This is a genomic window from Streptomyces sp. NPDC060028 (assembly GCF_042736725.1).
Lineage (GTDB): Bacteria > Actinomycetota > Actinomycetes > Streptomycetales > Streptomycetaceae > Streptomyces.
The window spans coordinates 41,455-63,798 of the sequence record NZ_JBHWVJ010000040.1 but is presented as its reverse complement, the minus strand read 5'-3'; the positions used below and the strand labels follow the sequence as shown (position 1 = coordinate 63,798).

Below are 22,344 nucleotides of genomic sequence, written 5' to 3'. Positions count from 1 at the left end.
CGCTCTCGCACCCCCGGGGCGGGCCGGTCAGGGGTGTCACCTCCCCGTGTGCGCGGCTGCCTCCCGGCCGGGTGCCTGCCACAGGGTGTGGCCGTCCTGGACGATCACGGCGTCGCCCGACGGGCGGATCAGGAAGCGGGCGCCCTTGTGGCCGGCGGTCTTCGAGGACCATGCGGTGAGGCCGTCGGCGGTACGGACGGTGAGTTCGCCGTCGCCGGAGAAGACGGCGTCGGCGCCGGAGCCCGAGGTGCCGGCGTTCCACAGGGTGCGGCCTTCGTCGTCCTGGAGGATCAGGTCGCCACCGGTGTCGAAGTGCAGGCGGACCGCCGCGGCGTCCAAGGTGTCGCCGGGGCGCAGCACGGTGCCGGGGTGGACCTCGATGGAGTTGTCGAGCTTGCCGGCGGCGAGGGCGCGCAGGGTCGGGAGCGAGGGGGTGAAGGCGTACAGGGCGCCCTCGGTACGGACGTACCGCTCGAAGGCGAGGGTGGTGGCGCGGCTGCCGCTGGGGGAGGGGCACTCGAAGGCGGCGGGCGAGGCGGGCCCGATGACGGGGTCGGTGCCGGGGCGGGGGTGCCGGGCCGGCGGGAAGTCCGCGTTGTTGCTCCAGCGACTGGCGATGAACTCGAACTGTCCGACGAGGTCCGCCTGATGGCTGATGAAGAGCAGCCCGCGCCCCGCGGGAGCCGCACCCGCATGGTAGGCCGGGCCGAAGGGAATGCCGCGCCGGATGATGCGCCGGGAGTCGCTTTCGGCGGCGGGCAGCGGCGGCCGCCCGGGAGCCGTCGTCAGCCCGCCCCGCGGATTGCTCTTGCGGATGTGCGCGAACAGCGGTGTGGTCCAGCCCTGGAGGTCGTCGTGGAAGTCGAGCGCGCCGTCGATGTCCTCACCGGGTACGGGAACCCGCTCGGCCGCCGGGCAGGTGGCGACGGGGGCGCCACCGGGCCAGCGCCCGACCATGCGGGCGGCGAGCCAGTTGGGGCTCGCGTCGGCCGGGGCGGCGCCCGACTTCTTGAGCTCGGCCAGGCACTCGTCGACCTGCTTCCACCATCCGGCGACGTCCTGTGCCAGGCGGCGCACCACGTGGAAGGAGCCGCCGGTGGCCCACGCGGGCAGCCCGGCGGGACGCTGCCCGACGCGCTCGTGCCCGACGATGAACTCACCGGCGGGCACCAGACGGGTTCCGGGCTTGCCCCGTACGGTCGTACCGGTCTCGGGGTCGGGCGCGTCGAAGCCGCGTACGCCCGGCTGGCTGATGGCGTCGAGGAAGCCGAACTGCTCGTGCCCGCGCAGGCCGCCGGGCAGGGTCGCGCCGTCCTGGCGGAAGAGGACTTCGGCGTCGGCGTGTTCGAGGGACTCGTGGTGGTCGTCGATCGCCTCCGCGAGGCGCTCCGGGTCGTCGGCGGCGAGGGTGAGGACGGCGTGGACGTCGTCCGGGTCCGCCCCGAACAGCCAGGAGTCCGGGGCGCTGGGTCCGGTGTCGCCGAGCAGCGCGGAGCGGGCCGCGGCGCCGTCACGGAAGGCCTCCGCCGTGGTGCCGGGCGAGACCGCGGGGAACGGGGCTTTCTCGGCGAGGAAGCTCAGACCTTCGTGAGTGAGGCTGATCCCGGTCCACAGGACGGCCATCGACGTCGGGTCCACGCCCCTGCGCAGGCGGCGGGCCGCACTGAACTCGGCGTTGAAGCGGGTGACCTGATCGGTGGTGGAGAGCTCGGGCAGGAGCTGCCCCAGCCAGCGGCGTGCCTTTCTGGTGTCGTGGAAGTGCACGAACAGCAGACACGCGTGGTCCTTGCGGAAGCCCGCCAGGATGTCGCCCTGCGTGGTGGCGTCGGTCCGCAGCGGAAGTTCCGCGCCCGCGGCACGGGGCGTGGACGTCGCGGCGGCGGACGCGGTCGCGGTCGCCGACGTGGTCGTGGTCGTGGACGCGATCGCGGGCGTACCGACGGCGAGCGCGGCGGCGGTACCGGCCCCTGCTCGTACGACGGTCCGGCGGGTGAACTGCATGCGGGTCCTCCGGGACGGTGAGCGGGGCGAGATTCCGGTGATCATCACCCTGGGCGATCACCTGCTCCCGCGCGAGCCGACGCACCGAGGGGGTGACGAACCATCACCCTGCGCGCCGGGTGTCGAGGCGCCTCGCGCGGTGGGACGCCCCTCGGTGGTTCGTGCGGCGCGACGGTGGCCGGCGCCGCGCCGCACGAACCCCGTCGTGCGTCAGATGCGGTGCACGGTGTGGAGCTTCTTCGCGTACGTTCCGGTGCCGTCCAGGAGCGAGGCGCCGCCCAGGTCCGACATCGTCGGGCCGTTGCCGGTCTTGCGGCTGGACAGGAAGCGCCGCTTGCCGGCCGCGTCAGGGCCGAGGTAGATGCCCACGTGGTCGACGGTGACGGTTACCGTGTCGTCGCCCGAATCGGCGTTGAACAGGACCAGGTCGCCGGGCTGGAGCTGCTGAGCGGCGGGCGGGTTCGTACCGTCCGTCTGGTCGATCCGTACGCCGGGCGCGTAGTCCACCATGTGGCGGGACTTGCGCGGGATCCGGGTCTTCGAGGTGTCCTCGCCCGCGGCCACGGGGATGCCCATGTGGTAGCCGTAGACCATGCGCGCGTACCCCGAGCAGTCGAGGTTGCCCACCTGCTTGCCGGACGGGCCGGTGTAGGTGCCGTCGGGGAAGGTCCAGCCGACGTTCATGTACTCGTGGAAGTCCGCGCCCTCGTAGCGGTAGCCCTGCGGGTCCGGGTAGCCGTATCCGGCCTCGCCCAGCACCTGCTTGCCCGCGACGGGGGACGCTTCGCTCGTCACGGCCGGCGCCCCCGGGAGGAACATGGCCGCGTAGGCCAGGGCGTCGGGGGCCGGCGATCCGGCCCAGCCGCGCACGATCTGCTCGAGTGCCGAGTTCCAGGTCCCGTCGAACGGGGCGGGCAGGACGCGCACCCAGGCGTCGTGGGTGACGCTCGGAGGCTGCTGCCAGGTCGCCGCGTCCACCCGGAAGCTGCTCACGACGAGCTTGACCGGCAGGTTGGTGCAGCCCTGATTGGCCAGTGCCCGCAGGCCCACGCGACCCTTGGCGAAGGTGGAGTCCGTGAGGTCCGCGGCCCAGGCGGCGGGCTCGGCGGAATCCGTGCGCCAGGCCTTGGCCTGGATACGGGTCCCCTCGCGGCGCACGCGGATCGTCCAGTTCGTGCCCGCCGGCACCGCCGTGGCGAGGGTGGTGGCCGTGGTCAGCTGGGTGACCGTGTCGGCGACCTCCTTCTCGACGCGCAGCTCGACCGCGCCCGAGGTCAGGAAGGACAGCCTGGCGCGGTAGTTGTCGTGGGTGTCCTGGTAGCCGAAGGACAGCGCGTACGAGCAGGCCTGACCTGTCGGCACCTTGTCGAACCTGGCCACCGCGCGGACGTCGACGTCGGTGATCTCGTCGTCCCGGAGGCTCGCGTGACGGCTCGCGTAATCCGTGGTGAGCGCGATCGTGGCGCTGCCCGGGACGACCGAGAAGTCGGAGTCGACCGGTCCGAGCGTGGACCAGCTGCCGCCGCCCGGGGAGGTGCCCCAGTACTTGCGGTCGGCGACCGGGAGCGCCTGGTCCGGGAGCGTGCGCTGGAAATCGTCCAAGAAGGACTGCTTGTCCTCGGTGAAGGTGCGCTCGGGGCCGGTCAGGACGACGGTGCGCGAACCCTTGGTCAAGACCGCCACTCGCGTCGGGCCCGAGGCCACCTGCATGCGTTCGGGTGTCCCCGGCAGCACGCTCGTGGTGAGGGGACCGAGGGAGACCTGCGTGTAGTAGGAGGGGTCCAGCGGGCGGATCGTGACGGAGGAGCGCGGCGAGGTGAGCGACGCGGCGGATGCGGATGCGGATGGGGATCCGGTTGCGGTTGCGGTCGCGGTGGCCGTCGCGGTTCTGGGCGAGGCCGCGGCGGACAAGGTTGCGAGTGGGACGGAGGCGGCGGCACCGGCGAAAACCGCAAGAACGTTCCGGCGGGAAGTATGTGACATGGAGTGATGATCCTAGAGACGTAATTCGCGCTGGACGGTGCCCCCGCTTCCTTGGAATTAAAGGAACTGAGACGGTTTCAACCTTCTGAACGTCTGTTAGTGTGCCCGCGCTTGGTGTTCATCCATCATTCCGTTTCCCTTCGGGCGCACCGCGCCCGAAGGTTGTTGCGAGGTGTCTTGTACGTGTACAGCACTCCGTTTTCCCCCGCCGAGGCCAGATCCGCGCGAGCCCGCATGGGCTTGACCGTGACGCAGGTGGCCGACTCCATGGCCGCCTGCGGTACCCCGGTCCACCCCGAGTGGGTCATGGCATGGGAGCAGGGCTCCCATGTGCCGTCCGACCGGCACCTCTTCGCGCTCGCCGATGTGCTGTGGTGCGACACCGCCACCCTCATGGGCACCGAGCCGCGCACGCTCGCCGAGTTCCGGCTGGCCCGCCGGCTCAGCGCGGAGCGGCTCGCGTACCGCCTTGGCATGGACCCGGACGAGTACCGCGCCGCGGAGTCGGCGCGGCAATGGCACGGGGACGCCCGGCAGACCAGGGTCCTTGTGGAGGCCCTCGGCCTGTCCCTGCGCAAGCTGATCGGCATCATGGGCCGCGTCGAGGAGTTGGAGGAGCACCTGCGGTCGGCCATCGCGGGGCGCTGGAAGGCCTACGTCGATCCCGTGGTGGAGATCGTTTCGGTGGACGCGACGAGCGTGGGCGACGCGCTGCGCACGATGCACGCGGAGTTCTCCGGGTTCTCCGAGCGCTACATGGGGCACCTGGTCGCCCGCAACGCCGACGCCAGGCTCAAGGAGGTCGCGACGGAGCGTGCGGCGTATCTGCGCCGTCTCGTCGACCACTTCTGGGAGCTGATGGGCGACGAGGGCGAGGCCTCTCCGTACCCCATGACCGGCGGGTGACGCCGGGTGACGGGGACACGAGGACACCGGCGCGGGCCGGGAGGGGTATCGGCGCCCCCTCCCGGCCCGCTGCCGTGACCGGCGCCGCGGCAGGGGGTCAGTAGGCGACCGCTCCGATGTCGCCGTCGCCCTCGGCGTCGACCTCGTCCCAGTCGATCTCCATCGTGCTCCGGCTGGTGAAGACGTTGAAGAGCAGGTTCAGGGTGATGGCCGTGAGGGCCCCCAACGTGATCCCGCTGTTCAGCACGGCCCGTACGTCGTCGGGCATCCGGTCGAAGAACGGCGTGACCGTGGTCGGCAGCAGCGCCGCGCCGAGACTGACCGCCAGGATCAGGGTGTTGCGCTCCTCGCGCAGATCGGCCTTCCCGAGGATCTGGACGCCGACCGCGGCGACGATGCCGAACATGGACACCGCCGCCCCGCCCAGCACCGGGTGGGGGACCGACGCGACCAGGCTGCCCGCCTTCGGCAGCAGCCCCAGCACGACCATGAACAGGCCCGCCGCGACGATCACGTACCGGCTCATGACCTTGGACATGCGCACGAGGCCGATGTTCTCCGCGAACGCCACGTACGGGAAGGAGTTGAGGACGCCGCCCAGTACCGTCGCCACGCCGTCGGCGCGCAGGGCCCGGGCCACCGTGTCGGCGTCGACCTTCTTGCGGGTGATCTCCCCGATGGCGTAGACGTCCCCGGTGGTCTCCACCATGGTGATCAGCATGACGACGAGCATTGCGGCGATCGGGAGCAGTTCGAAGCGCGGCAGGCCGTAGTGGAAGGGCGTGGTGACCCCGAACCAGTCGGACTCACCCACCGCGCCGAAGTCGACGTCTCCGCAGAGCCACGCGACCGTCGTTCCGGCCACGAGCCCGAGCAGGACGGCGAGGCTGCTGAGGAACGGCTTGCCGACCCGGACGAGGACCAGGATGAAGAGCAGGGTGCCGAGGGCGTACGCGAGGTTCTTCGGGGCTCCGTACGCGGGCGTGCCGATGAGGTGCGCGCCGCCGGCCGCGTCTTGCAGGGCCACCGGTATGAGGGTGATGCCGATGATGGTGAGGATCGTGCCGATGACGACCGGCGGGAAGTACTTGACCAGCTTGCTGAAGAGCGGGGCGAACACGAACGTCGCGATGCCCGCCGTGATCACCGCTCCGTAGACGACGAGCAGGCCCGCGGTGCCGCCGCCGGCTCCCAGGCCTATGGCGATCATGGGGGAGACGGCGGTGAAGGTGACGCCCTGGACCAGGGGCAGCCTGGCGCCGACCTTCCAGACGCCGACGGCCTGGATGATCGAGGCCACGCCGCAGGTCAGGAGGTCGGCGTTGATGAGGTGGACGAGCTCTTGGCGGCTGAGCCCGAGGGCGTTGCCGAGCAGGACCGGGACGATGACGGCCGCCGCGTAGAACGCGAGCACGTGCTGGAAGCCGTACAGGGCGAGCTTGGGGATCGGGAGCAACTCGTCGACGGGGTGTGTCGCGTGTCGGGAGGACTGTCGGGGGGAGCGCCGAGGGAACTGTCTGGGCACTGTTGCCATCTCTGCCTTGCCTTCGCGAGGTAGGTGAATGAGAAGACCGCCGCCCTCCAGCCCTGGGTGACAGGACGAGGGCAGGCCGGCTCGCACGGAGCCGACGCCGGGCGGTGGTCCGACAGTGCGTTGCTCTGCATGCGTATCCGTCCTGGAGTGACAGGACATCCTTCGATCGACACAGCGAACCCGGGTTTGATGGTGGGATTCGAAGGGATCTCGACCGCAGGGCGCTCACCCTAGCCAACGGCCGTGTTTCCTCGCGAGTAACCGGTGCGGTTGGTACGGACCTCAGCGGGCCCCGACGTAGGCCGCGAGGTGCTCCCCGGTGAGGGTGGAGCGGGCGGCGACCAGGTCGGCCGGGGTGCCCTCGAAGACGATCTGCCCGCCGTCGTGGCCGGCGCCGGGGCCGAGGTCGATGATCCAGTCGGCGTGCGCCATGACCGCCTGGTGGTGCTCCACGACGATGACCGACTTGCCGGAGTCCACGAGCCGGTCGAGCAGGCCCAGCAACTGCTCGACGTCCGCCAGGTGCAGGCCCGTGGTCGGCTCGTCGAGGACGTAGACACCGCCCTTCCCCGCCATGTGGGTGGCCAGCTTGAGCCGCTGCCGCTCGCCGCCGGACAGCGTGGTGAGCGGCTGGCCGATCTTGAGGTAGCCGAGCCCGACCTCGGCGAGCCGGCCGAGGACGCGGTGCGCCGCCGGCGTGTGCGCGTCACCGGCGCCCGGGCCGAAGAACTCCTCTGCCTCGGTCACCGACATCGCCAGCACCTCGCTGATGTCGCGGCCGCCGAGGTGGTGGTCCAGCACCGCCGCCTGGAAGCGCTTGCCCTCGCACTCCTCGCAGGTGGTGGCGACACCGGCCATCATCGCCAGGTCGGTGTAGACGACACCGACGCCGTTGCAGGTGGGGCAGGCGCCCTCCGAGTTGGCACTGAACAGCGCCGGCTTCACGCCGTTGGCCTTGGCGAACGCCTTGCGGATCGGGTCGAGCAGGCCGGTGTACGTCGCCGGGTTGCTGCGCCGGGAGCCCTTGATGGCCGTCTGGTCGACCGACACCACACCCGCGCCGGCGGGGACCGACCCGTGTACGAGCGAGCTCTTGCCCGAGCCCGCCACGCCGGTGACCACGCAGAGCACCCCGAGCGGGATGTCGACGTCGACCTCGCGCAGGTTGTGCGCCGTCGCGCCCCGGATCTCCAGCGCGCCGCTGCGCGTACGCACCTTCTCCTTGACGGCGGCCCGGTCGTCGAGATGGCGCCCGGTGACGGTACCGGCCGCCCGCAGCCCCTCGACGGTGCCCTCGAAGCACACGGTGCCGCCCGCCGTACCGGCTCCGGGGCCGAGGTCGACGACGTGATCGGCGATCGCGATCGTCTGCGGCTTGTGCTCCACGACGAGCACCGTGTTGCCCTTGTCGCGCAGGCGCAGCAGCAGCTCGTTCATCCGCTGGATGTCATGGGGGTGCAGGCCCGCGGTCGGCTCGTCGAAGACGTACGTGGTGTCGGTGAGCGCGGAGCCGAGGTGGCGGATCATCTTGACGCGCTGCCCCTCGCCGCCCGACAGCGTGCCCGACGGCCGCTCCAGCGAGAGGTAGCCGAGCCCGATCTCCACGAACGAGTCGAGCGTCTGCCGCAGTGTCGTGAGCAGCGGCGCCACCGACGGTTCGTCGAGGGCGCCGACCCATTCGGCGAGGTCGCTGATCTGCATCGCGCAGGCGTCGGCGATGTTGATCCGGCCGATCCTGGAGGCCCGGGCGCCCTCGCTGAGCCGGGTGCCGTCGCACTCGGGGCAGGTCGTGAAGGTGACCGCCCGCTCCACGAACGCCCGGATGTGGGGCTGCAGCGCCTCCTTGTCCTTGGACAGGAACGACTTCTGGATCTTGGGGATCAGCCCCTCGTAGGTGAGGTTGACGCCCTCGACCTTCACCTTGGTCGGCTCCCGGTGCAGGAAGTCCTGCATCTCCTTCTTGGAGAACTCGCGGATCGGCTTGTCCGGGTCGAGCAGGCCCGACTCCGCGTAGACCCGTACGGTCCAGAAGCTGTCCGACTTCCAGCCGGGGATGGTGAACGCGCCCTCGGCGATCGACTTGGAGTCGTCGTAGAGCTGGGTGAGGTCGATGTCGGAGACCGCGCCCCGGCCTTCGCAGCGCGAGCACATCCCGCCGGTGCGGTTGAAGGTCGCCTTCACCGTCTTCTTCGCACCGCGCTCGACGGTGATCGCACCGCTCGCCCTCACCGAGGGAACGTTGAAGGCGTACGCGCTGGGCGGCCCGATGTGCGGCCGGCCCAGACGGCTGAAGAGGATGCGCAGCATCGCGTTGGCGTCGGTGACGGTGCCGACCGTGGAGCGGGGGTCGCCGCCCATCCGCTGCTGGTCGACGATGATCGCCGTCGTCAGGCCTTCGAGTACGTCGACCTCGGGCCGCGCCAGTGTGGGCATGAAGCCCTGCACGAAGGCGCTGTACGTCTCGTTGATCAGCCGCTGCGACTCCGCGGCGATCGTGTTGAACACCAGCGAACTCTTGCCCGATCCGGAGACACCCGTGAACACCGTCAGCCGGCGCTTCGGGAGGTCGATGCTGACGTCCTTGAGGTTGTTCACGCGGGCGCCGTGCACGCGGATCAGGTCGTGGCTGTCGGCAGTGTGCGGCGCAGGCAACTGCGTGTTCGCCCTCTTGGCCGTGCTCATCGTGTCTCCATCTGTTCTGCTTCGGCTTCTTGTTCGGCTTCGTCGGTGAGGTCGCTGCGACGGTTGGGACCCGCGGTCACTTCCCGCGCGGCCGGCTGAAGCGCAACATGTTGCCCGCGGGATCGCGGAAGGCGCAGTCGCGGACGCCGTACGGCTGGTCGATCGGCTCCTGCAGCACCTCGCCGCCCGCGGCGCGGATGCGTTCGAAGGTGTCGTCGCAGTCGTCGGTCGTGAAGATGACACCGCGCAGCAGGCCCTTGGCCAGCAGTTCCGCCATGGCCTGCCGGTCGGCGGCCGAGGCGTTCGGGTCCGCGAGGGGCGGCTCGAGGACGATCTCCACGCCGGGCTGCGACGGCGCGCCCACGGTCACCCAGCGCATCCCCCCGAAGCCGACGTCGTTGCGTACCTCCAGGCCGAGAACGTCCCGGTAGAAGACGATCGCCTTGTCGTGGTCGTCGACGGCGATGAAGCACTGTGAAAGCTTGATGTCCATGCGTTTCACGCTACGGGCGGGGGTCAGGTTTGGCTTCTCCGTTCCTGACCGGTCTCGTGTGGATCTTGGCCACGCAGGCCGGGACGGCCGCGCCCTCGTCATGGCTGCGGGCCCGGTACGCGCTGGGGCTCTCGCCGACCAGCTCGGTGAACCGTGAGCTGAACGACCCCAAGGACGTACAGCCGACCGCGAAGCAGACGTCCGTGACATTCATGTCGCCCCGGCGCAGCAGCGCCTTGGCCCGCTCGATCCGGCGCGTCATGAGGTAGCTGTACGGGGTCTCCCCGAAGGCGGCGCGGAAGCTGCGGGAGAAATGGCCCGCCGACATGAGGGCGGTGCGCGCCAGCGCCGGGACGTCGAGCGGCTCCGCGTACTCGCGGTCCATCCGGTCACGGGCCCGGCGCAGCCGGACGAGGTCCTCCAAAGTCACAGGACCAGGATCCCACAGTGGCGCCGGGCGCTGTCGTTCAAGACCGGGGGCAAGGTCAGGCGATGCCGGCCGTGAAGGTGGCTCGGTACCCGGCCCCGTCCTTGACCGGGTTGAGCGTCATCTGCGGGCCGTTGGCCGCGAACCGGTCGTCGCGGGTGTTGGGGTGCGCGGGGGCCTTGCGGTGGGAGTACGGTTCGCGCGCGTAGATCGCCTGGAGCAGTTCTTCGGGCAGGAACAGCTGGGAGGAGACCTCCCTGTGCTCGTCGGGGCGCACCTTGAAGTGGACGTGCGGGGCGATGTGCGCGTACCAGCCGGGCACGATGGTGCGGAACGACACGCGGCCGTCCTGGTCAGTGGTCTGGGTGCCGCGCAGGTAGGTGGCACCGTTTTGTGAATACGTACCGGAGGCGTCGGCCTGCCAGATCTCCACGGTGACCTTCACCATCGGCCCACACCCGTGCGAGGGTCGTACGATCCGCAGGTCCAGCCGTAGCGGAACCCCTTCGCGGTCTTCGATGACTTCGGAGCGGATCTGGCTGTCAGGGGTGTAGTAGGGGCCTTCCGAGGACTTCGGCGTGAGGACGCATGCCAGGGGCGGGCCGGACGGTGTGCGCGTCACGGCCAGCCCGGTGGGAGCCCGCCCGACGGCTTCCGTGCCGGTCTGCCCGCCGGCACACGCCGATGCCAAGGCGGTGATCGCGGTGGTTCCGGCGGCCAGCAGCAGCGTGCGTCGGGGGGCGTCCAAGGGGCTGTCGGCGGTCATGGCGAGCCTCTCGCTCGGGATGGGTGCAGGCCCCACCGTGTCGCAGCCGGCCCACCCCGGTCCTCGACACGCCGCCGTACGGCCCTCGGTTACCTCCCCCCGGCCGACACGTCCACCCACACGAGCGCCGGGCCGGTCAGTGCGGAAGCTCGACCGACACGTGCGGGGCCAACGCCCGCAGGAAGTCCGCCGCCTCGAACATCGCGCCGGCCGAGGCCACGCCGCCCGTCGTCCGTGTGTGCCCGGCGAGGATCCGCTGGACGGCCTCCACCGCCAGCGGCGCCGTGACCGCGTAGATGTCCTGGCCACGGGCCGTGGCGCGTCGCTCGACGCCGCCCGCGCGGACCAGGACGTCGACGACGAACGTCTGGTCCGACCGGCCCAGCGCGTCGACCGGCTCCGGCGCGGGCGTGTCCGCCCCGGCGAGGTCCCCCGCGGCTTCGACGGTCATGTACGTGGTGACCGCGGGCACGGCCAGGTGGCTGGGAACGGTGACGACATCGGCCATGGTGAACTCCGCGAACACCGTACGGCGGCCCAGAGGTTCAGGGAACAGCCACTCCTGCCGGGCCGCCTTGTCGTCGTGGTACTGCAGCGCGCCGTCCGCGAACCGCAGCCGACGGCCACCGCGACGTTCCTGGGACACCTGGCCCGCCGCCCGTGTGCCCGCCGTGGGGTGCCAGCTGCTCAACCCGTACGCGACGTGCACCTCGTCCGCGGCGGTCCATTCACCCATCGCCGCGGTCACCAACAGGTCGCCCAGCCCGCCGTAGAACGCCATCGCCGGCACCACGGGTGTGCCCGCTTCCCGGGCCGCCTCCGCGTGGTCGGCGAACGTCGAAACGTTCGCCTCGATCTCCGCCGCCACGTCCACGTACGGGATCGCGGCGCGCAGGGCCGCCTCGACGACCGGGCCGCCCGTCACCGCGAACGGTCCGGCGCAGTTGATGACAGCCGCCGCGCCGGCGAGGGCCCGGTCCAGGGAGTCCGCGTCGTCCACGGTGGCCGGACGCACCACCACATCGCCCCACTCGGCGGCCAGCGCCTCCAACTGCGCCGCGTCACGGCCGGAGATGACGACCGCGAAACCACGCCTCCGCAGTTCGGCGACGATGAAACGACCGGTGTGCCCGGTCGCCCCGTAGACCACTACCGCAGCCGATGTACTCATGGTTCCCCCGCATCTCGATGTGCTGATGGATCCAGTCTCGCCGCAGTCGTCACCCGACGGTGATGGTCCGGAACGACAACACCCGTACACTTTCGGACATGCCAACTGTCGTGCTGCCGGCCGCCGGTCACGGTGGGGGGCCCGGGTCGCGTCGCTGTGCACCGGAGCATTCGTGCTCGGCGTCGGCCCGGCTGATCCGGGCGGCCGCCCTGCGACCCGGCCGCTGCCGTCGTGATGACCGGCAGGGCCGGGTGGCCGGCGACAAGGGCGGTGCGGCTAGACCTCCGCCGTCACCTTCTCCTCAGGGGCGTCGGATACCGGCTCGGCCGCGGAGGGCTTGGGCGCGGTGTACATCACCGAGCCCTGCTTGTGCTCCTTCTCGATGGAGCCCTTCTTGGCCAGGGCCTCGAGGGTGTTGCGGACGACCTGGGTGGATGCGGGCCGGCCGGGGTGTGCCGCGGCGAGTTCGGTGCCGACCTCGCTGACCATACGGGGTTCCGCGGCGGCGACCAGGAGGGCCAGGACGAGCTCGCGCAGCGGGGGCTCCGCAGTCTTGACCGCCTTCGGCGCGGTGGTCTTCTTCACCGCGGGAGTGGCGCTCTTGCGCGGGGCAGCCTTGGCTTTGGTGCCGGACGCGGCGGCGCCCGGGGCCTTCCTGGCCCGCCGGGGCCGGGGAACGGTCCCGGCGGATTCGGCAACCGCGGCGGTGTTCTCGTCGCCGGGGGAGTGGACGAGTTGCGGGCCGGCCTCGGCCTCGCTGTGGCCCTCGCCCTCGCCCTCGCCCTCGGGCAGTGTGGCTTGGATGCCGCTGAGCCAACCCTCGTCGGCCTTCAACTGCTTCAGTCGCTCGTCGAGTTCACGGATCTGCGCGGAGACGTCTTCCTGCTCCTTGCGATTGGTCTCGAGATCTGCGGCGAACCGCTGCGCGTACACGCTGTGGATGGGCTTGGTGTCCGGCTTGTCGGCCATCGCGGCTCACTCTCCTCATACCTCACGGTGTTTGCTGCCGGATGCTACCCACCATCCGGCACCCGCAGTTCCGTTCCGGCAAGATCCGCCGTATCGAGTGGGGTGGGTGTGAGCCTTACTGACGCCGCTGGCCAAGGACACAGAACGAGCGCCTCTCTCAGGCGGCGGTCGGAGCCGAGCGGCGGGCGAGGGCGTCGGAGGTCCTCACGGTGACGTACAGCGAGGCCACGAGGGTGAGCACGAGGAAGGCGCCCGCGGTGAAGATGCTGCCGCTCGACACGGCGGCCGGGTCGCCGGCCTCGGAACGGGCGGAGCCTGCGAGGAAGGGAACGACGGCCAGGACGGCGATTCCGAGCGCCACCTCGCCCCAGACCACCTTCGGGAAGTGCCGCAGCGTCAGGTGCAGGAGGGAGGCTGTGTCGTCGTTGCGGCGAGCCTTCACGACTCGGGGCATCAGCCAGAACTGGTTGACGGCGCCGGCCGTCACCATGCCGAGGACCAGGAGGACCTTGACCAGCAGGAAGAGCCCGTACGTCGTCGTCCACAGCTGGCTGACGGCGCCGACGTGCTTCCAGCTCATCCACAGCCCGGAGGTGATCACCGCGCCGACACAGATCAGGGCGACGAGGGCGAAACGACGCCACAGGTCCGCCCACAGCACGCCGGCGTTCTCGCCCAACCGGCCCCGGGACGCCGCCAGGACGGCGAGGAGGGCCAGACCGCCGACCCACACCACGCCGCTGATGATGTGGGCCTGGCCGAACAGGAGGTCGAGCACCTTGTCGGCGTCCTTCGGCGCGGTGGCCGGCACCGCGGCGATGAGCGTCACCGCGAGTGTCAGGGGCAGGGCGGTCAGCGCGAGGGCGTTCAGATGCCGGCGCGCCTGCGGAAGGAACAGCGCGATCAGGGTGGCGGCGGCGAGGATGAGCGCGAGGTTCTGGACCAGGTAGATCGTGCCCTGTGCCACCCACGCGCCCTTGGCTGCCGGTGCGACGAGGAAGTCCCACATCTTCCCGGGTGCGAGAGCGTCACCGAACGGCGTGCCCTTGCCGGCCCGGGCCACGCGGCCGGCGAGCTGGAAGTAGCCCGCGATGAGCAGTACGACCCCGGCCCGGGCCAGGTACCCTGCCGTTCTTCGTCTGATGACGTTCACGTCGTCGTGGCCGGGGCCCTCGGGCGTGCGGAGCGCGGGGCGCACTGACGCCACGTAGGTCACCGTGGCGCCGATGGCACCGGACAGGCCGAGGAAGTAGCCGGCCTTGGTGAGTACGCGCCAGAGGGGAGGCGTGGTGTAAGCGTTCGAGGCAGCCAGGTGTATGAGATCCATAAAGGGCAGGCTAACCTAAGTTCCGACGGACTCGAGTCCGGCTCAAGCGGTCATGATTCAACCGTTATCTCCGGCTTTGTCGGGGTCCAGGCTCCTGCGACGGCAGGCGGGATCAAGAGGAGCGGTCGCCGGTGAAGTTCCAGGCTTCGATGTCGCGGTAGTGGATCGGTCCCGGGCCGCGGCCGATGTTGCTGCCGACCAGGTGCAGGCGCTCGGCCTGCCACGGGCGGCCGGTGAAGGCGGCGATCCCGGCGGCGGCGCCTTCCACCGCGTGCGCGGGATCGTTGCGGCGGGATCGGGCCAGGGTCAGATGCGGGTTCAGCGGCCGGTCTTCGAAGGGGATCCCGCACTCCTTGACCACGGCGCGCACGTCGGTGGCGAGCAGGCGCAGTCCTTCCAGCTCCCCGCCGATCCCGGTCCACAGGACCCGCTCGTCGAAGTGCCCGCTGCCGCGCAGATGCAGGCGCAGGGGCCGGCGGGCCGCCGCGAGGTCAGCGAGCGGCGGCCGCAGCAGCGGAACGGTCGCGACCGGGACCTCGCCGAGGAAGGCCAGGGTGACGTGCCAGTCCTCGATGCGGTTCCACCGCATGCGCGGGTACGCCTGGTAGGCGGGGCGCAGTTCCCGCGCGAGCTCCTCCTTCGCGTCGTCGGGCGGCGCGAGGGCGATGAACACGCGAACGGTCGCGGGCTGAATCTGTTCGTTCACAGAAGACTTCGTACAGTACTTCGTATGGTCCAGTCATCTTCTGGCCGTACGCGCGAGGACCGCAGCGCCCGGGGTCAGCAGTTGTCCCCGACCGCGTCCATCTTGGAGCCGAAGCGCGACCCGTAGTTGCTGGCGTAGTCGCCCTTGCGGACCGAGTGGCATTCCTTGCCGTGCGCCCAGTCGATGAAGGCGCCGGTCCTGTTGGCCCTGAAGGAATACACGTGGTCGGTGTACTTGCCCGGCAGGTCCACGTAGCCGCCGCGCCACACGTAGAGGTCCCCGGTCCCGTCCTGGAACGTCCACAGACAGATCGCGTTGCTCGGACAGGCAGGCAGTGCCTGGGCCGGCGTCGAGGTACTGAGCGTGGTCAGTACCACCGCGCCGGAAACCAGCAAGATGCGTAGATGATGCGCCTTCATCCGTTTCTCCTCCTCGCCGCGTCGCTCCTCTCATCGTCCTCGCCGAGGCCGGGAAATGTGCGACAACCCAGACATTCGACGAGCGGGCGGCGAAGTCAGGCGGACGTGAAGAGGTCTCCGTCCGTGTCGTCGAGGATGAACCCGTTGTCGAAGCGGACGCGGACCGTCACACGGGGCCGCTCCTGCTGGAAAGCGATCCACTCGGGCTCCAGGCCCCCGACCTGCTCTTCGAGCTGCTTCCGGCTCTGCGTGGGCATGTCCTGGCCGAAGGTGTCGAGAAGAGACTTGAGCCGCGCGTACTCGCGGACCCCGTGGCTCTCGTGGCGGTGCGCGACCGCCCGCTCGACGGTGCCCTCCGTGCCCGCCGCCAGGAACAGGGACCCGGCCACCGGTCCCGTCGGCTTCCCCGTGGCGGAGTCCTCCGTCACGGCAACCACTTCGGTCAGCCTGGTGTCCGCTGCCAGCTTCACCCGCTGGCCTTCTTTCAGCGTCATCGAACCTTCGTCTCTCAGAGGGGGGTGGTGCCATTATCCGTAACGGTGGGGTGTCACGGTTCCGCGAGACGGTCACTCGTCGTCGGTCGAGGCCTCTTCCGGGCCGGGGAACCGGCCGAACGGAGTGGGAGGGGGGACCGGGGGCCCGAGCATGCCCTTCGGACCCAGCAGCCGCGGCCGCCGTTGGGTGTCGATGGTGCCGGCGGGCGGATACACCTGCGCGTGGCGCAGGAACTGTTCGGCGGCCGCCCCGACCACCTGGGGGAGGATCTGCCCGAGCGTCTCCATGTTGGCCACGCCGTTGGCGGCGGCCCGGCAGGCGGCCCGGCCCTGCCCCATCTTGACGGGCATGATCTCTTCGAGCCGATAGGCCAACTCGTTCTCCCGCGCGCGGCTCTGGTGGTCGTGGCGGTTGTGCGGCACGATCACGCTGGTCCACGGCCGGGTCGTCCGGTCGAAGGCGGCCAGCCGTCGGCGGCGGCTCTCGTCCTCCACCATCCAGCGGTCGACGATCAGGATCTCGGGCTGGGCCGGCGCTTGTCTGCCGTCGAAGTGCCCGGCCTCCTCGTCGTCGAAGGAGCTGACCGTCACCTGGTAGTCGAGGTTCCTCGCCATGTCCTCGGCCACGTAGGCGATGGGCCGTCGGGACACCGGGTGGTACGGGTTCCACTCCTGGGCGCTGTCCCCGTAGTACTCGTGGCTACGGCCCTCCGGCAGGTCGTGCCGGCTGGGTGCGGCGATGATGATGCGGAGGGAGCGGGCGGACCTGCCCGGGGCGCCGAAGGCACTCGGCATCGTCCGGTGGTCCACCGTCCGGCTCGGGTCGAGCCGGACGGTCTCGGCCACGCCGACGATGCGTCGCGCGAGTTCGTACACGGCGCGTTCGTACTGTTCCGCGTAGCCGCGCAGTTTGATCAGGCCGTACAGCCCGTCGGTGACGTAGCGCTCGCCGAAGGTGTTGTGGTTGAACTGCAACCGCTCGGCGGGGCCGGGAAGTTGGGACGGTGGTACCGGCACCCACAGGGCGGGCACGATGGCTTCGGCCGGCTGGTTGCTGACGGCGCCGTGCTGGATGGCGCGCTGCGCGAAGGCGTACCACTCCTTCCCGCACATCTCACTGGCGAAGTACCGCGGCGAGAACAGGGGGACGAAGACGCGGCAGGTGGCGAGCGCCGCCCCGAGCCGTTCCGACCGACCCTCGCCGCCGCGTGTCTCCCGGTCCATGAACCCGGCTTCCGATCCGGCGGGCAGATCCGTCAGCGCCATGACATGGCTGCAGAGGTCACGGAACAGGCGCTGCACCCACATGTCGGGATCGGACCGCCCGGCCCCGAACCTCGGGGTGTGCGCATAACTCAGGAAGAAATACGGCGGCCGGGTCTCCCGGGCGCTCGGGCGGTGGCCTGAGCTCGTTCGGGGCGTGGGCGGGCCCCCACCGCGGCGCCGTTCGACGAGACGCTCCGCGTAGTGGGGCAGGCGGTCGCGCAGCAGGCGCACGTCCCGCACCCCGAGCGACATCTGGATGCGTTCGCGGACACCGTCGCGGAACCGCAGCGTGGTCGGTTCACCGCCGGTCACGGAAAACAGCCCGCCCACGAGGATCTCGGCGATGTCGGCTGCCCCGGCCTCCGGTTCGAACTCCCTTGTCAGATCTTTGAGATGGACCAGGTCGAGATCCTTGTAGGCCGCGCACAAGACCGCGATCCTTGCGGCTCTGGGGGACGCCGACAGCAGGTAGGAGTCGGCCAGGGAAGCCGCTGTGTGGGGCGGTTGCCGTGGTGCGGCCGCAGTCCATGCCGAAGGGCCGGGCACCAGCAGGGCGTCGCAGCCACCGGCCGACTCGGCCGTCAGCGTCCGTGCCCACTGACCCAGGCCGTGGCTGGTCAGCGACATCACCGGCAGAGGGACCCACGAGGGTCCGCCGCGTCCGCCCTCCGGTAAGGCGTGCAGGAGAGCAGGCGGCGTGAAGGGCAGACCGGCGTTGCTCCTCGCCGTTGCCCGGGGCGGCTCGACGCGCACGGCGGGCAGATCGAGCCCTGTGTGGCGCCAGAGTCTCGGGGGCAGTGGATTGACCAGCGCGGTGGGGGACTGGTGCAGGAGTGCGTACAGCTCCTGCCACCAGGCGGGTTCGCGCCACAGGGAGGAGGCGCAGTCCGAGACCAGGATCAGCAGCCGGTCCGCAGCAGCGCCCGCTGCCGGCCAGGCCGCCGGGCCACCCGCCGAAGGCAGGTCACCGATCCGGACACTGCGAAACGCCCCGAGCCCGATCAGCGCCCGGCCGAACACATCGAGGTCATCGCGCCACACCGCCATGGTCGGCGACCGGTCGACCAGGACCTCGGCGTGGACCCCGGGCCGTTCCCCATCGCCTGCGGCCCCGTGCCGTTGGAAGGGCCGCAAGGCGTTGACCAGCCGCACGGTGGCGTCGGGGAGGGCAGGTTGGTCCGTCACGAGGCCTCCGTCCCCGGGCCCGACGCCCTGAACCGGTCGCAGAACGTCAGCCACTCCTGGTCGTCCCAGACCAGACGCAGTACGGAGATGTCCTTGGCCGGGGCGCCGCTCCACTCGCACCGGTAGGTGTCCAGGAGGCTGTCGGGCAGAGTGCGCCAGTGGTCGTCGAGCTGTTCGTGCAGCGAGGGCGCGAAGCCCTCCGCGCCGTGCGGCCACACCAGTACGGGGGTGTAGGCGAGCAGCAGGTCCAGCAGGCCTCCCGTGTCCGCGGTGGGGCGGTGGTCCAGCCCGATGGCGCCCGCGGCGTACTGCCCGCGGGCGAGGCGGGCGCCCAATGCCCCCGGATCGGCGGTCTCCTGTTCCGACAGCCAGTCCAGCGGCGCCGACGCGGCGCCATGGCTGTCGATCGCCGCCCAACGGGCGCTGACCGCGGCCTGGGTGAGCCTCAGCAAGCGGGACGGAGCCAGGCGCTCGCTCCAGTGCATGACGACGTCGTGGTGGACCCCGAGGAGCAGGGCCGAGCCGGATTCCTCGGGACGCCAGGTGACCAGTAGGGCGCTGGGCGCGGCCACATGGACGCGGATCAACGGAAGCTGCAGTGTCGCGGCTTCGCCGCGGGCCCACAGCACGGCATTGTCGAGCGCGTCCTCCACGCTCTCGCGGTCGACGGGCCGCTCCGACTCCGGAAGGCAGCTGAAGGTTCCGCGTGCGAAGATCTCGCCGTCCAGGAGCAGCCAGGTCTCCAGCGACTCCGGCCAGTCCCCGGCGACCGACGCGTGGAGACTCGTGACCAAAGACAGGCGTTGCCCGGCCTGTCGGCTCCGGGCGTACGCCACCGCGTCGTTGAGTTCCTGCCCCGCCTTGATCTCCCGCGCCCATCGGATCAGTTCGGGATCCTGGTCGTCGCGGCCGGCCGCGCGGGCCAGGAGCAGGACGAACCGGGTGACCCACGGGCGGCAGTCGCTGTAGGCGACGGGATGGTTGAAGGCGAGGAAGTCGAGGACCTCCACATCGGTGTCGCACGGTGTCGCGGGGCCGGCGGGCAACCGTCGCTCGCCCGCGAGCAGCGAGCCGAGTGCCCGGCGGATCCGCGGGGTGGTCAGGTCCGTGCCGATCCAGTCGCGCAGGAACTCCACGGTGCGGACCGCCACGTACAGATGGTCCGCGGCCTCCACCGCCCGCTCCCAGGCCGGGTCCGGCTCCATCGGCCGCGCTTCCTCCAGACGGTGCAGCAAAGCGCGTACGGCCGCCGTGCTCTCTGCCCTCGGAACGGGTGTGGGCGGCTGCAGCCCGCCCAGCGCGGCGGTGAGCTCCTCGGCCGCGAAGGGTCCGCTGAGGATGCCGGGAGAAGAGCCCCGGTGCCGGGTGTTGCGGGCGATCCAGAGCGGTTCGCCGGCGAACGGGTCACCGTCGTGGTGCGCGACGGTGACGTCCTGCCCCTTCACGTGCCGTCGCAGCTCCTGCGCGACGCGGGTCACCGACAGGGCCTTCTCGTCGACGGGGAGGCCGTGGCGCAGCAGGGTGGTGAGCTCCCGGGAGAGCGACAGGTCGTACGCGGGCTGACTGCTGGAGGACGCCATGAGGAGTGACAGACGGGTACGGCCGTTGCGGCTCCCGGCTGTCAGCTGGGGCGCCGCGGGTATCGCCCCGGCCGCATGGCAGGTGTCGATGATGCCGATCAGCCCGTCCACGCCGGGGTGATCGACCGCCATGGTGAGCAGGGCGCTCACGTCCAGGGCGCCCCGGCGCACCTCTTCGACCGAGTCGGAGGCCATCAGGTGGAGCGTGCCGCCGCCGCCGACCACGAAGCCGTGCCCGAGCATGGCCAGCACCAGGACCGCGCTGCGGTCGGCGGCGTGCTCGACGGCCTTCTCCACCAGGCCCTGGATGTACCCGCTGGTCAGGCCGTCCCCGACGAAGAGCGACCCGCCGTCGGGCAGGCCCGGGTCACAGCCGCCCAGCATGCCGTTCCTGAGCACCCCGTCGAGTTCGCGCGCGGCCGGGACGAGGGACCTCAGCCGTGGCATGGACTCGCAGTGGGGCGCGACGACCAGCACGTGCCTGCGGGGGGCTCGTTCGGCCGTCACCGGGCCTCCGGGGACGCGCTGTCGTGCCTCGACGCGTGGACGAACACCGCACGTGCAGCCATCGCGACCTCCCCGTGCCCCGACCCGCACCGCCGACGGAGCCATATCGCAGTCAATGCTCTTCTATCACAGTCGACTTGGTGTCGGTGTGCCGTGCGGCGCCGTCCCGTTCAGCGCTGCCGTGTCAGGGCCGCGGGTGCGCCGGCCGACTGTGCTCCCTCCGACTCGAGTGTCAGCCGGTCGGGCTCCGCCAGGATCACCACGTAGAGGTTGTTCCGGGGGCAGTCGAAGGTGGCCGCGACGTCGGTCGGGTGACTGGTGGCGGCCGCGAGGACCGCCGTGTTCCCGGTGATCTGGCGTAGCTCCAGGGCCTCCGTGCATCCCAGGTTCCGTCCGGTGGAGACCTCCTTGACCTCGCTGACCTGCCGGCCCACGACCTCGCCCACGGCCCCGGAGCGCAGAGTGACCGTCACGGTGAACGCACCCGTTCGCGCCCGGGAGATGCCGTCCGCGTCCGGAGTGCCGGGCCCGGCGCCGGACCACGTACCGGCCCACGACGACGGTAGCGACGGAGCGGACGACGACCTCTCGGACAACGACGGCGACGGCGACGGTGAGGCGCCGTGGTGCGCGGCCCCGCCGCTGCCGCCGTCCCCGAGAAGCCGGATCAGGAGCGTGACGGCCGTGGCCAGCACGGCGGCGCCGGCCACCGCGCCGATCGCTCTGGGCCGTCGGGCCGCCGTCGCCCACCCGCCTCCGCGACCCGAGGGGGCGGTGGCGGGGAGCGGAGTGCCGGGAGCCGTGGGCGGGTGCGCCGGCGCGCCGGGCACGGGCGCCGGCGCCGGGTGGGGCGACGGCAGGTGGGGCGGCGGCGAGGCGATCCCCGAGGGGGCGGACGCGGGCGGCTGCGATGCGGCCAGGAGACGCCGGAGTTCGGCCTCCCGCCGATTGACGTCCGCGACCAGGGCCGCAGGCACCGCGCCGCTCCAGCCCCCCTCCTCGGCGGCCCCGAGCCGCGCCTGTACGTCCTCGGCGGTCGGGCGGCGGTCCGGGTCCTTGGCCAGGCACTCCTTCACCAGGGGCACCAGTGGTTGCGGTACCCCGTCGAGCAGGGGCTCGTCGTGAACGATCCGGTACAGGAGACCCGGCAGCCCCAGCTCCTCGCCGCGTGCCAGGAAGGGTCCGTGGCCGGAGGCCGCGTACACGAGGACCGCGGCGAGGGAGAACACGTCCGCCGCCGCCTCGGCCACGGAGCCGGTCGCCTGCTCCGGCGCGAGGTAGCCGGGCGTGCCGATGACCGCGCCCGTCTGCGTGCGGCGCGCGTCGCGCACGGCGCGGGCGATGCCGAAGTCGATGAGGAAGGGCCGCTCCGGGCCCAGCAGCACGTTGGCCGGCTTGATGTCGCGGTGGACCACCCCCGTCGCGCGTACGGCGACCAGCGCCGCCGACAGCTCCCGCGCCAGGCACAGTACGGCCGGTCCCGCCAGGGGCCCGTTGCGGGACACCCAGTCGCCCAGCGACGGCGCGGCGATGTACTCCGTCGCCAGCCACTGCGGGGACGCGCCCGGCGGGCTGAAGTCCACCACCGAGACCGTCCAGGGGGAGCGCACGCGGTCGTTGGTGCGTATCTCCCGGGCGAACCGTTCGGCGAAGTCCGGCTCCAGGCTCAGGTCCCGGTGCACGGTCTTCAGGGCCAGCGGCCGGCCGGAAGCCGTCCGGGCCAGGAACACCTCGCCCATTCCGCCCGCGCCGAGCCGCGCCAACAGGCGGTACCCCCCGATCTCCGGCAGATCACCAGGCTGCAGAGACTCCACCAACTCCACCGGTCCTCACGGCCGTTGCCGACCCCCGCTGTACGGGGCCCACCCCGCGGCCACCTTAGAGGACGAGTCCGCCGACGCCGTGCGCGGACCCCGCCCCGGGGCTCG

Annotated in this window: 17 protein-coding genes; 1 reads left to right on the top strand and 16 read right to left on the bottom strand. The window is 71.3% G+C overall.

What is annotated here, in order from left to right:
* Positions 1-36: 36 nt before the first annotated feature.
* Together ACFWBF_RS21035 and ACFWBF_RS21030 are read right to left on the bottom strand one after the other, a co-directional pair.
* A complete protein-coding gene (locus ACFWBF_RS21035) occupies positions 37-2,001 on the bottom strand; it encodes a peroxidase (RefSeq protein ID WP_385603872.1) in 1,965 nt (654 codons plus the stop codon).
* Between the two features lie 210 nt (positions 2,002-2,211).
* Positions 2,212-3,912, bottom strand: coding sequence for an NlpC/P60 family protein (locus ACFWBF_RS21030; RefSeq protein WP_385603869.1), 1,701 nt, complete (start codon positions 3,910-3,912; stop codon positions 2,212-2,214).
* A gap of 306 nt (positions 3,913-4,218) precedes the next feature.
* Between ACFWBF_RS21030 and ACFWBF_RS21025 the strand changes: the two genes are divergently transcribed.
* Positions 4,219-4,890 carry a transcriptional regulator gene (locus tag ACFWBF_RS21025; RefSeq protein WP_385603866.1) on the top strand — a complete coding sequence of 224 codons (672 nt, stop codon included), beginning with the start codon at positions 4,219-4,221 and terminating at the stop codon, positions 4,888-4,890.
* Between the two features lie 97 nt (positions 4,891-4,987).
* Here ACFWBF_RS21025 and ACFWBF_RS21020 read toward each other — a convergent pair whose 3' ends face one another.
* The 14 genes from ACFWBF_RS21020 to ACFWBF_RS20955 form a co-directional block, all read right to left on the bottom strand.
* Positions 4,988-6,424 (bottom strand): nucleobase:cation symporter-2 family protein, encoded by a 1,437-nt coding sequence (locus ACFWBF_RS21020; RefSeq protein ID WP_385603863.1) that lies wholly within the window; start codon positions 6,422-6,424, stop codon positions 4,988-4,990.
* Positions 6,425-6,706: 282 nt separating this feature from the next.
* Entirely contained in the window at positions 6,707-9,106 is a 2,400-nt protein-coding gene (locus ACFWBF_RS21015) for an ATP-binding cassette domain-containing protein (RefSeq protein WP_385603860.1), read from the bottom strand.
* 76 nt (positions 9,107-9,182) lie between these two features.
* Positions 9,183-9,599, bottom strand: a complete 417-nt coding sequence (locus ACFWBF_RS21010) for a VOC family protein (protein ID WP_385603857.1) — start codon at positions 9,597-9,599, stop codon at positions 9,183-9,185.
* Between the two features lie 10 nt (positions 9,600-9,609).
* Positions 9,610-10,029 (bottom strand): helix-turn-helix transcriptional regulator, encoded by a 420-nt coding sequence (locus ACFWBF_RS21005; protein WP_385603853.1) that lies wholly within the window; start codon positions 10,027-10,029, stop codon positions 9,610-9,612.
* Positions 10,030-10,084: 55 nt separating this feature from the next.
* Positions 10,085-10,792: an intradiol ring-cleavage dioxygenase gene (locus ACFWBF_RS21000; protein ID WP_385603851.1), complete on the bottom strand. Its 708-nt coding sequence runs from the start codon at positions 10,790-10,792 to the stop codon at positions 10,085-10,087.
* 136 nt (positions 10,793-10,928) lie between these two features.
* Entirely contained in the window at positions 10,929-11,963 is a 1,035-nt protein-coding gene (locus ACFWBF_RS20995) for a saccharopine dehydrogenase NADP-binding domain-containing protein (RefSeq protein WP_385603849.1), read from the bottom strand.
* A gap of 276 nt (positions 11,964-12,239) precedes the next feature.
* Positions 12,240-12,932 (bottom strand): hypothetical protein, encoded by a 693-nt coding sequence (locus ACFWBF_RS20990; protein WP_385603846.1) that lies wholly within the window; start codon positions 12,930-12,932, stop codon positions 12,240-12,242.
* 157 nt (positions 12,933-13,089) lie between these two features.
* A complete protein-coding gene (locus tag ACFWBF_RS20985) occupies positions 13,090-14,259 on the bottom strand; it encodes a CopD family protein (RefSeq protein WP_385603842.1) in 1,170 nt (389 codons plus the stop codon).
* 112 nt (positions 14,260-14,371) lie between these two features.
* On the bottom strand, positions 14,372-14,965 hold the full coding sequence (gene thpR / locus ACFWBF_RS20980; RefSeq protein WP_385603839.1) for an RNA 2',3'-cyclic phosphodiesterase: 594 nt from the start codon (positions 14,963-14,965) through the stop codon (positions 14,372-14,374).
* A gap of 74 nt (positions 14,966-15,039) precedes the next feature.
* Entirely contained in the window at positions 15,040-15,384 is a 345-nt protein-coding gene (locus ACFWBF_RS20975) for a peptidase inhibitor family I36 protein (RefSeq protein WP_385603836.1), read from the bottom strand.
* A 95-nt stretch (positions 15,385-15,479) separates the two neighbouring features.
* Complete coding sequence (locus ACFWBF_RS20970; RefSeq protein ID WP_385603833.1) at positions 15,480-15,854, bottom strand: hypothetical protein; 375 nt, start codon at positions 15,852-15,854, stop codon at positions 15,480-15,482.
* 96 nt (positions 15,855-15,950) lie between these two features.
* On the bottom strand, positions 15,951-18,329 hold the full coding sequence (locus ACFWBF_RS20965) for a TIR-like protein FxsC (protein WP_385603831.1): 2,379 nt from the start codon (positions 18,327-18,329) through the stop codon (positions 15,951-15,953).
* Positions 18,326-20,416, bottom strand: a complete 2,091-nt coding sequence (locus ACFWBF_RS20960; RefSeq protein WP_385603828.1) for a hypothetical protein — start codon at positions 20,414-20,416, stop codon at positions 18,326-18,328. Before ACFWBF_RS20960 ends, ACFWBF_RS20965 begins: the two co-directional genes overlap by 4 nt.
* Positions 20,417-20,586: 170 nt before the next feature.
* Entirely contained in the window at positions 20,587-22,230 is a 1,644-nt protein-coding gene (locus tag ACFWBF_RS20955) for a serine/threonine-protein kinase (protein ID WP_385603825.1), read from the bottom strand.
* Positions 22,231-22,344: the final 114 nt, after the last annotated feature.

Bases quoted from the DNA above. Each gene is read 5' to 3' on its own strand.
- ACFWBF_RS21020 (WP_385603863.1), bottom strand. From the start codon at position 6,424: ATGGCAACAGTGCCCAGACAGTTCCCTCGGCGCTCCCCCCGACAGTCC.
- ACFWBF_RS21035 (WP_385603872.1), bottom strand. From the start codon at position 2,001: ATGCAGTTCACCCGCCGGACCGTCGTACGAGCAGGGGCCGGTACCGCC.
- ACFWBF_RS21015 (WP_385603860.1), bottom strand. From the start codon at position 9,106: ATGAGCACGGCCAAGAGGGCGAACACGCAGTTGCCTGCGCCGCACACT.
- ACFWBF_RS20985 (WP_385603842.1), bottom strand. From the start codon at position 14,259: ATGGATCTCATACACCTGGCTGCCTCGAACGCTTACACCACGCCTCCC.
- ACFWBF_RS21010 (WP_385603857.1), bottom strand. From the start codon at position 9,599: ATGGACATCAAGCTTTCACAGTGCTTCATCGCCGTCGACGACCACGAC.
- ACFWBF_RS21025 (WP_385603866.1), top strand. From the start codon at position 4,219: ATGGGCTTGACCGTGACGCAGGTGGCCGACTCCATGGCCGCCTGCGGT.
- ACFWBF_RS20975 (WP_385603836.1), bottom strand. From the start codon at position 15,384: ATGAAGGCGCATCATCTACGCATCTTGCTGGTTTCCGGCGCGGTGGTA.
- ACFWBF_RS20995 (WP_385603849.1), bottom strand. From the start codon at position 11,963: ATGAGTACATCGGCTGCGGTAGTGGTCTACGGGGCGACCGGGCACACC.
- ACFWBF_RS20990 (WP_385603846.1), bottom strand. From the start codon at position 12,932: ATGGCCGACAAGCCGGACACCAAGCCCATCCACAGCGTGTACGCGCAG.
- ACFWBF_RS21000 (WP_385603851.1), bottom strand. From the start codon at position 10,792: ATGACCGCCGACAGCCCCTTGGACGCCCCCCGACGCACGCTGCTGCTG.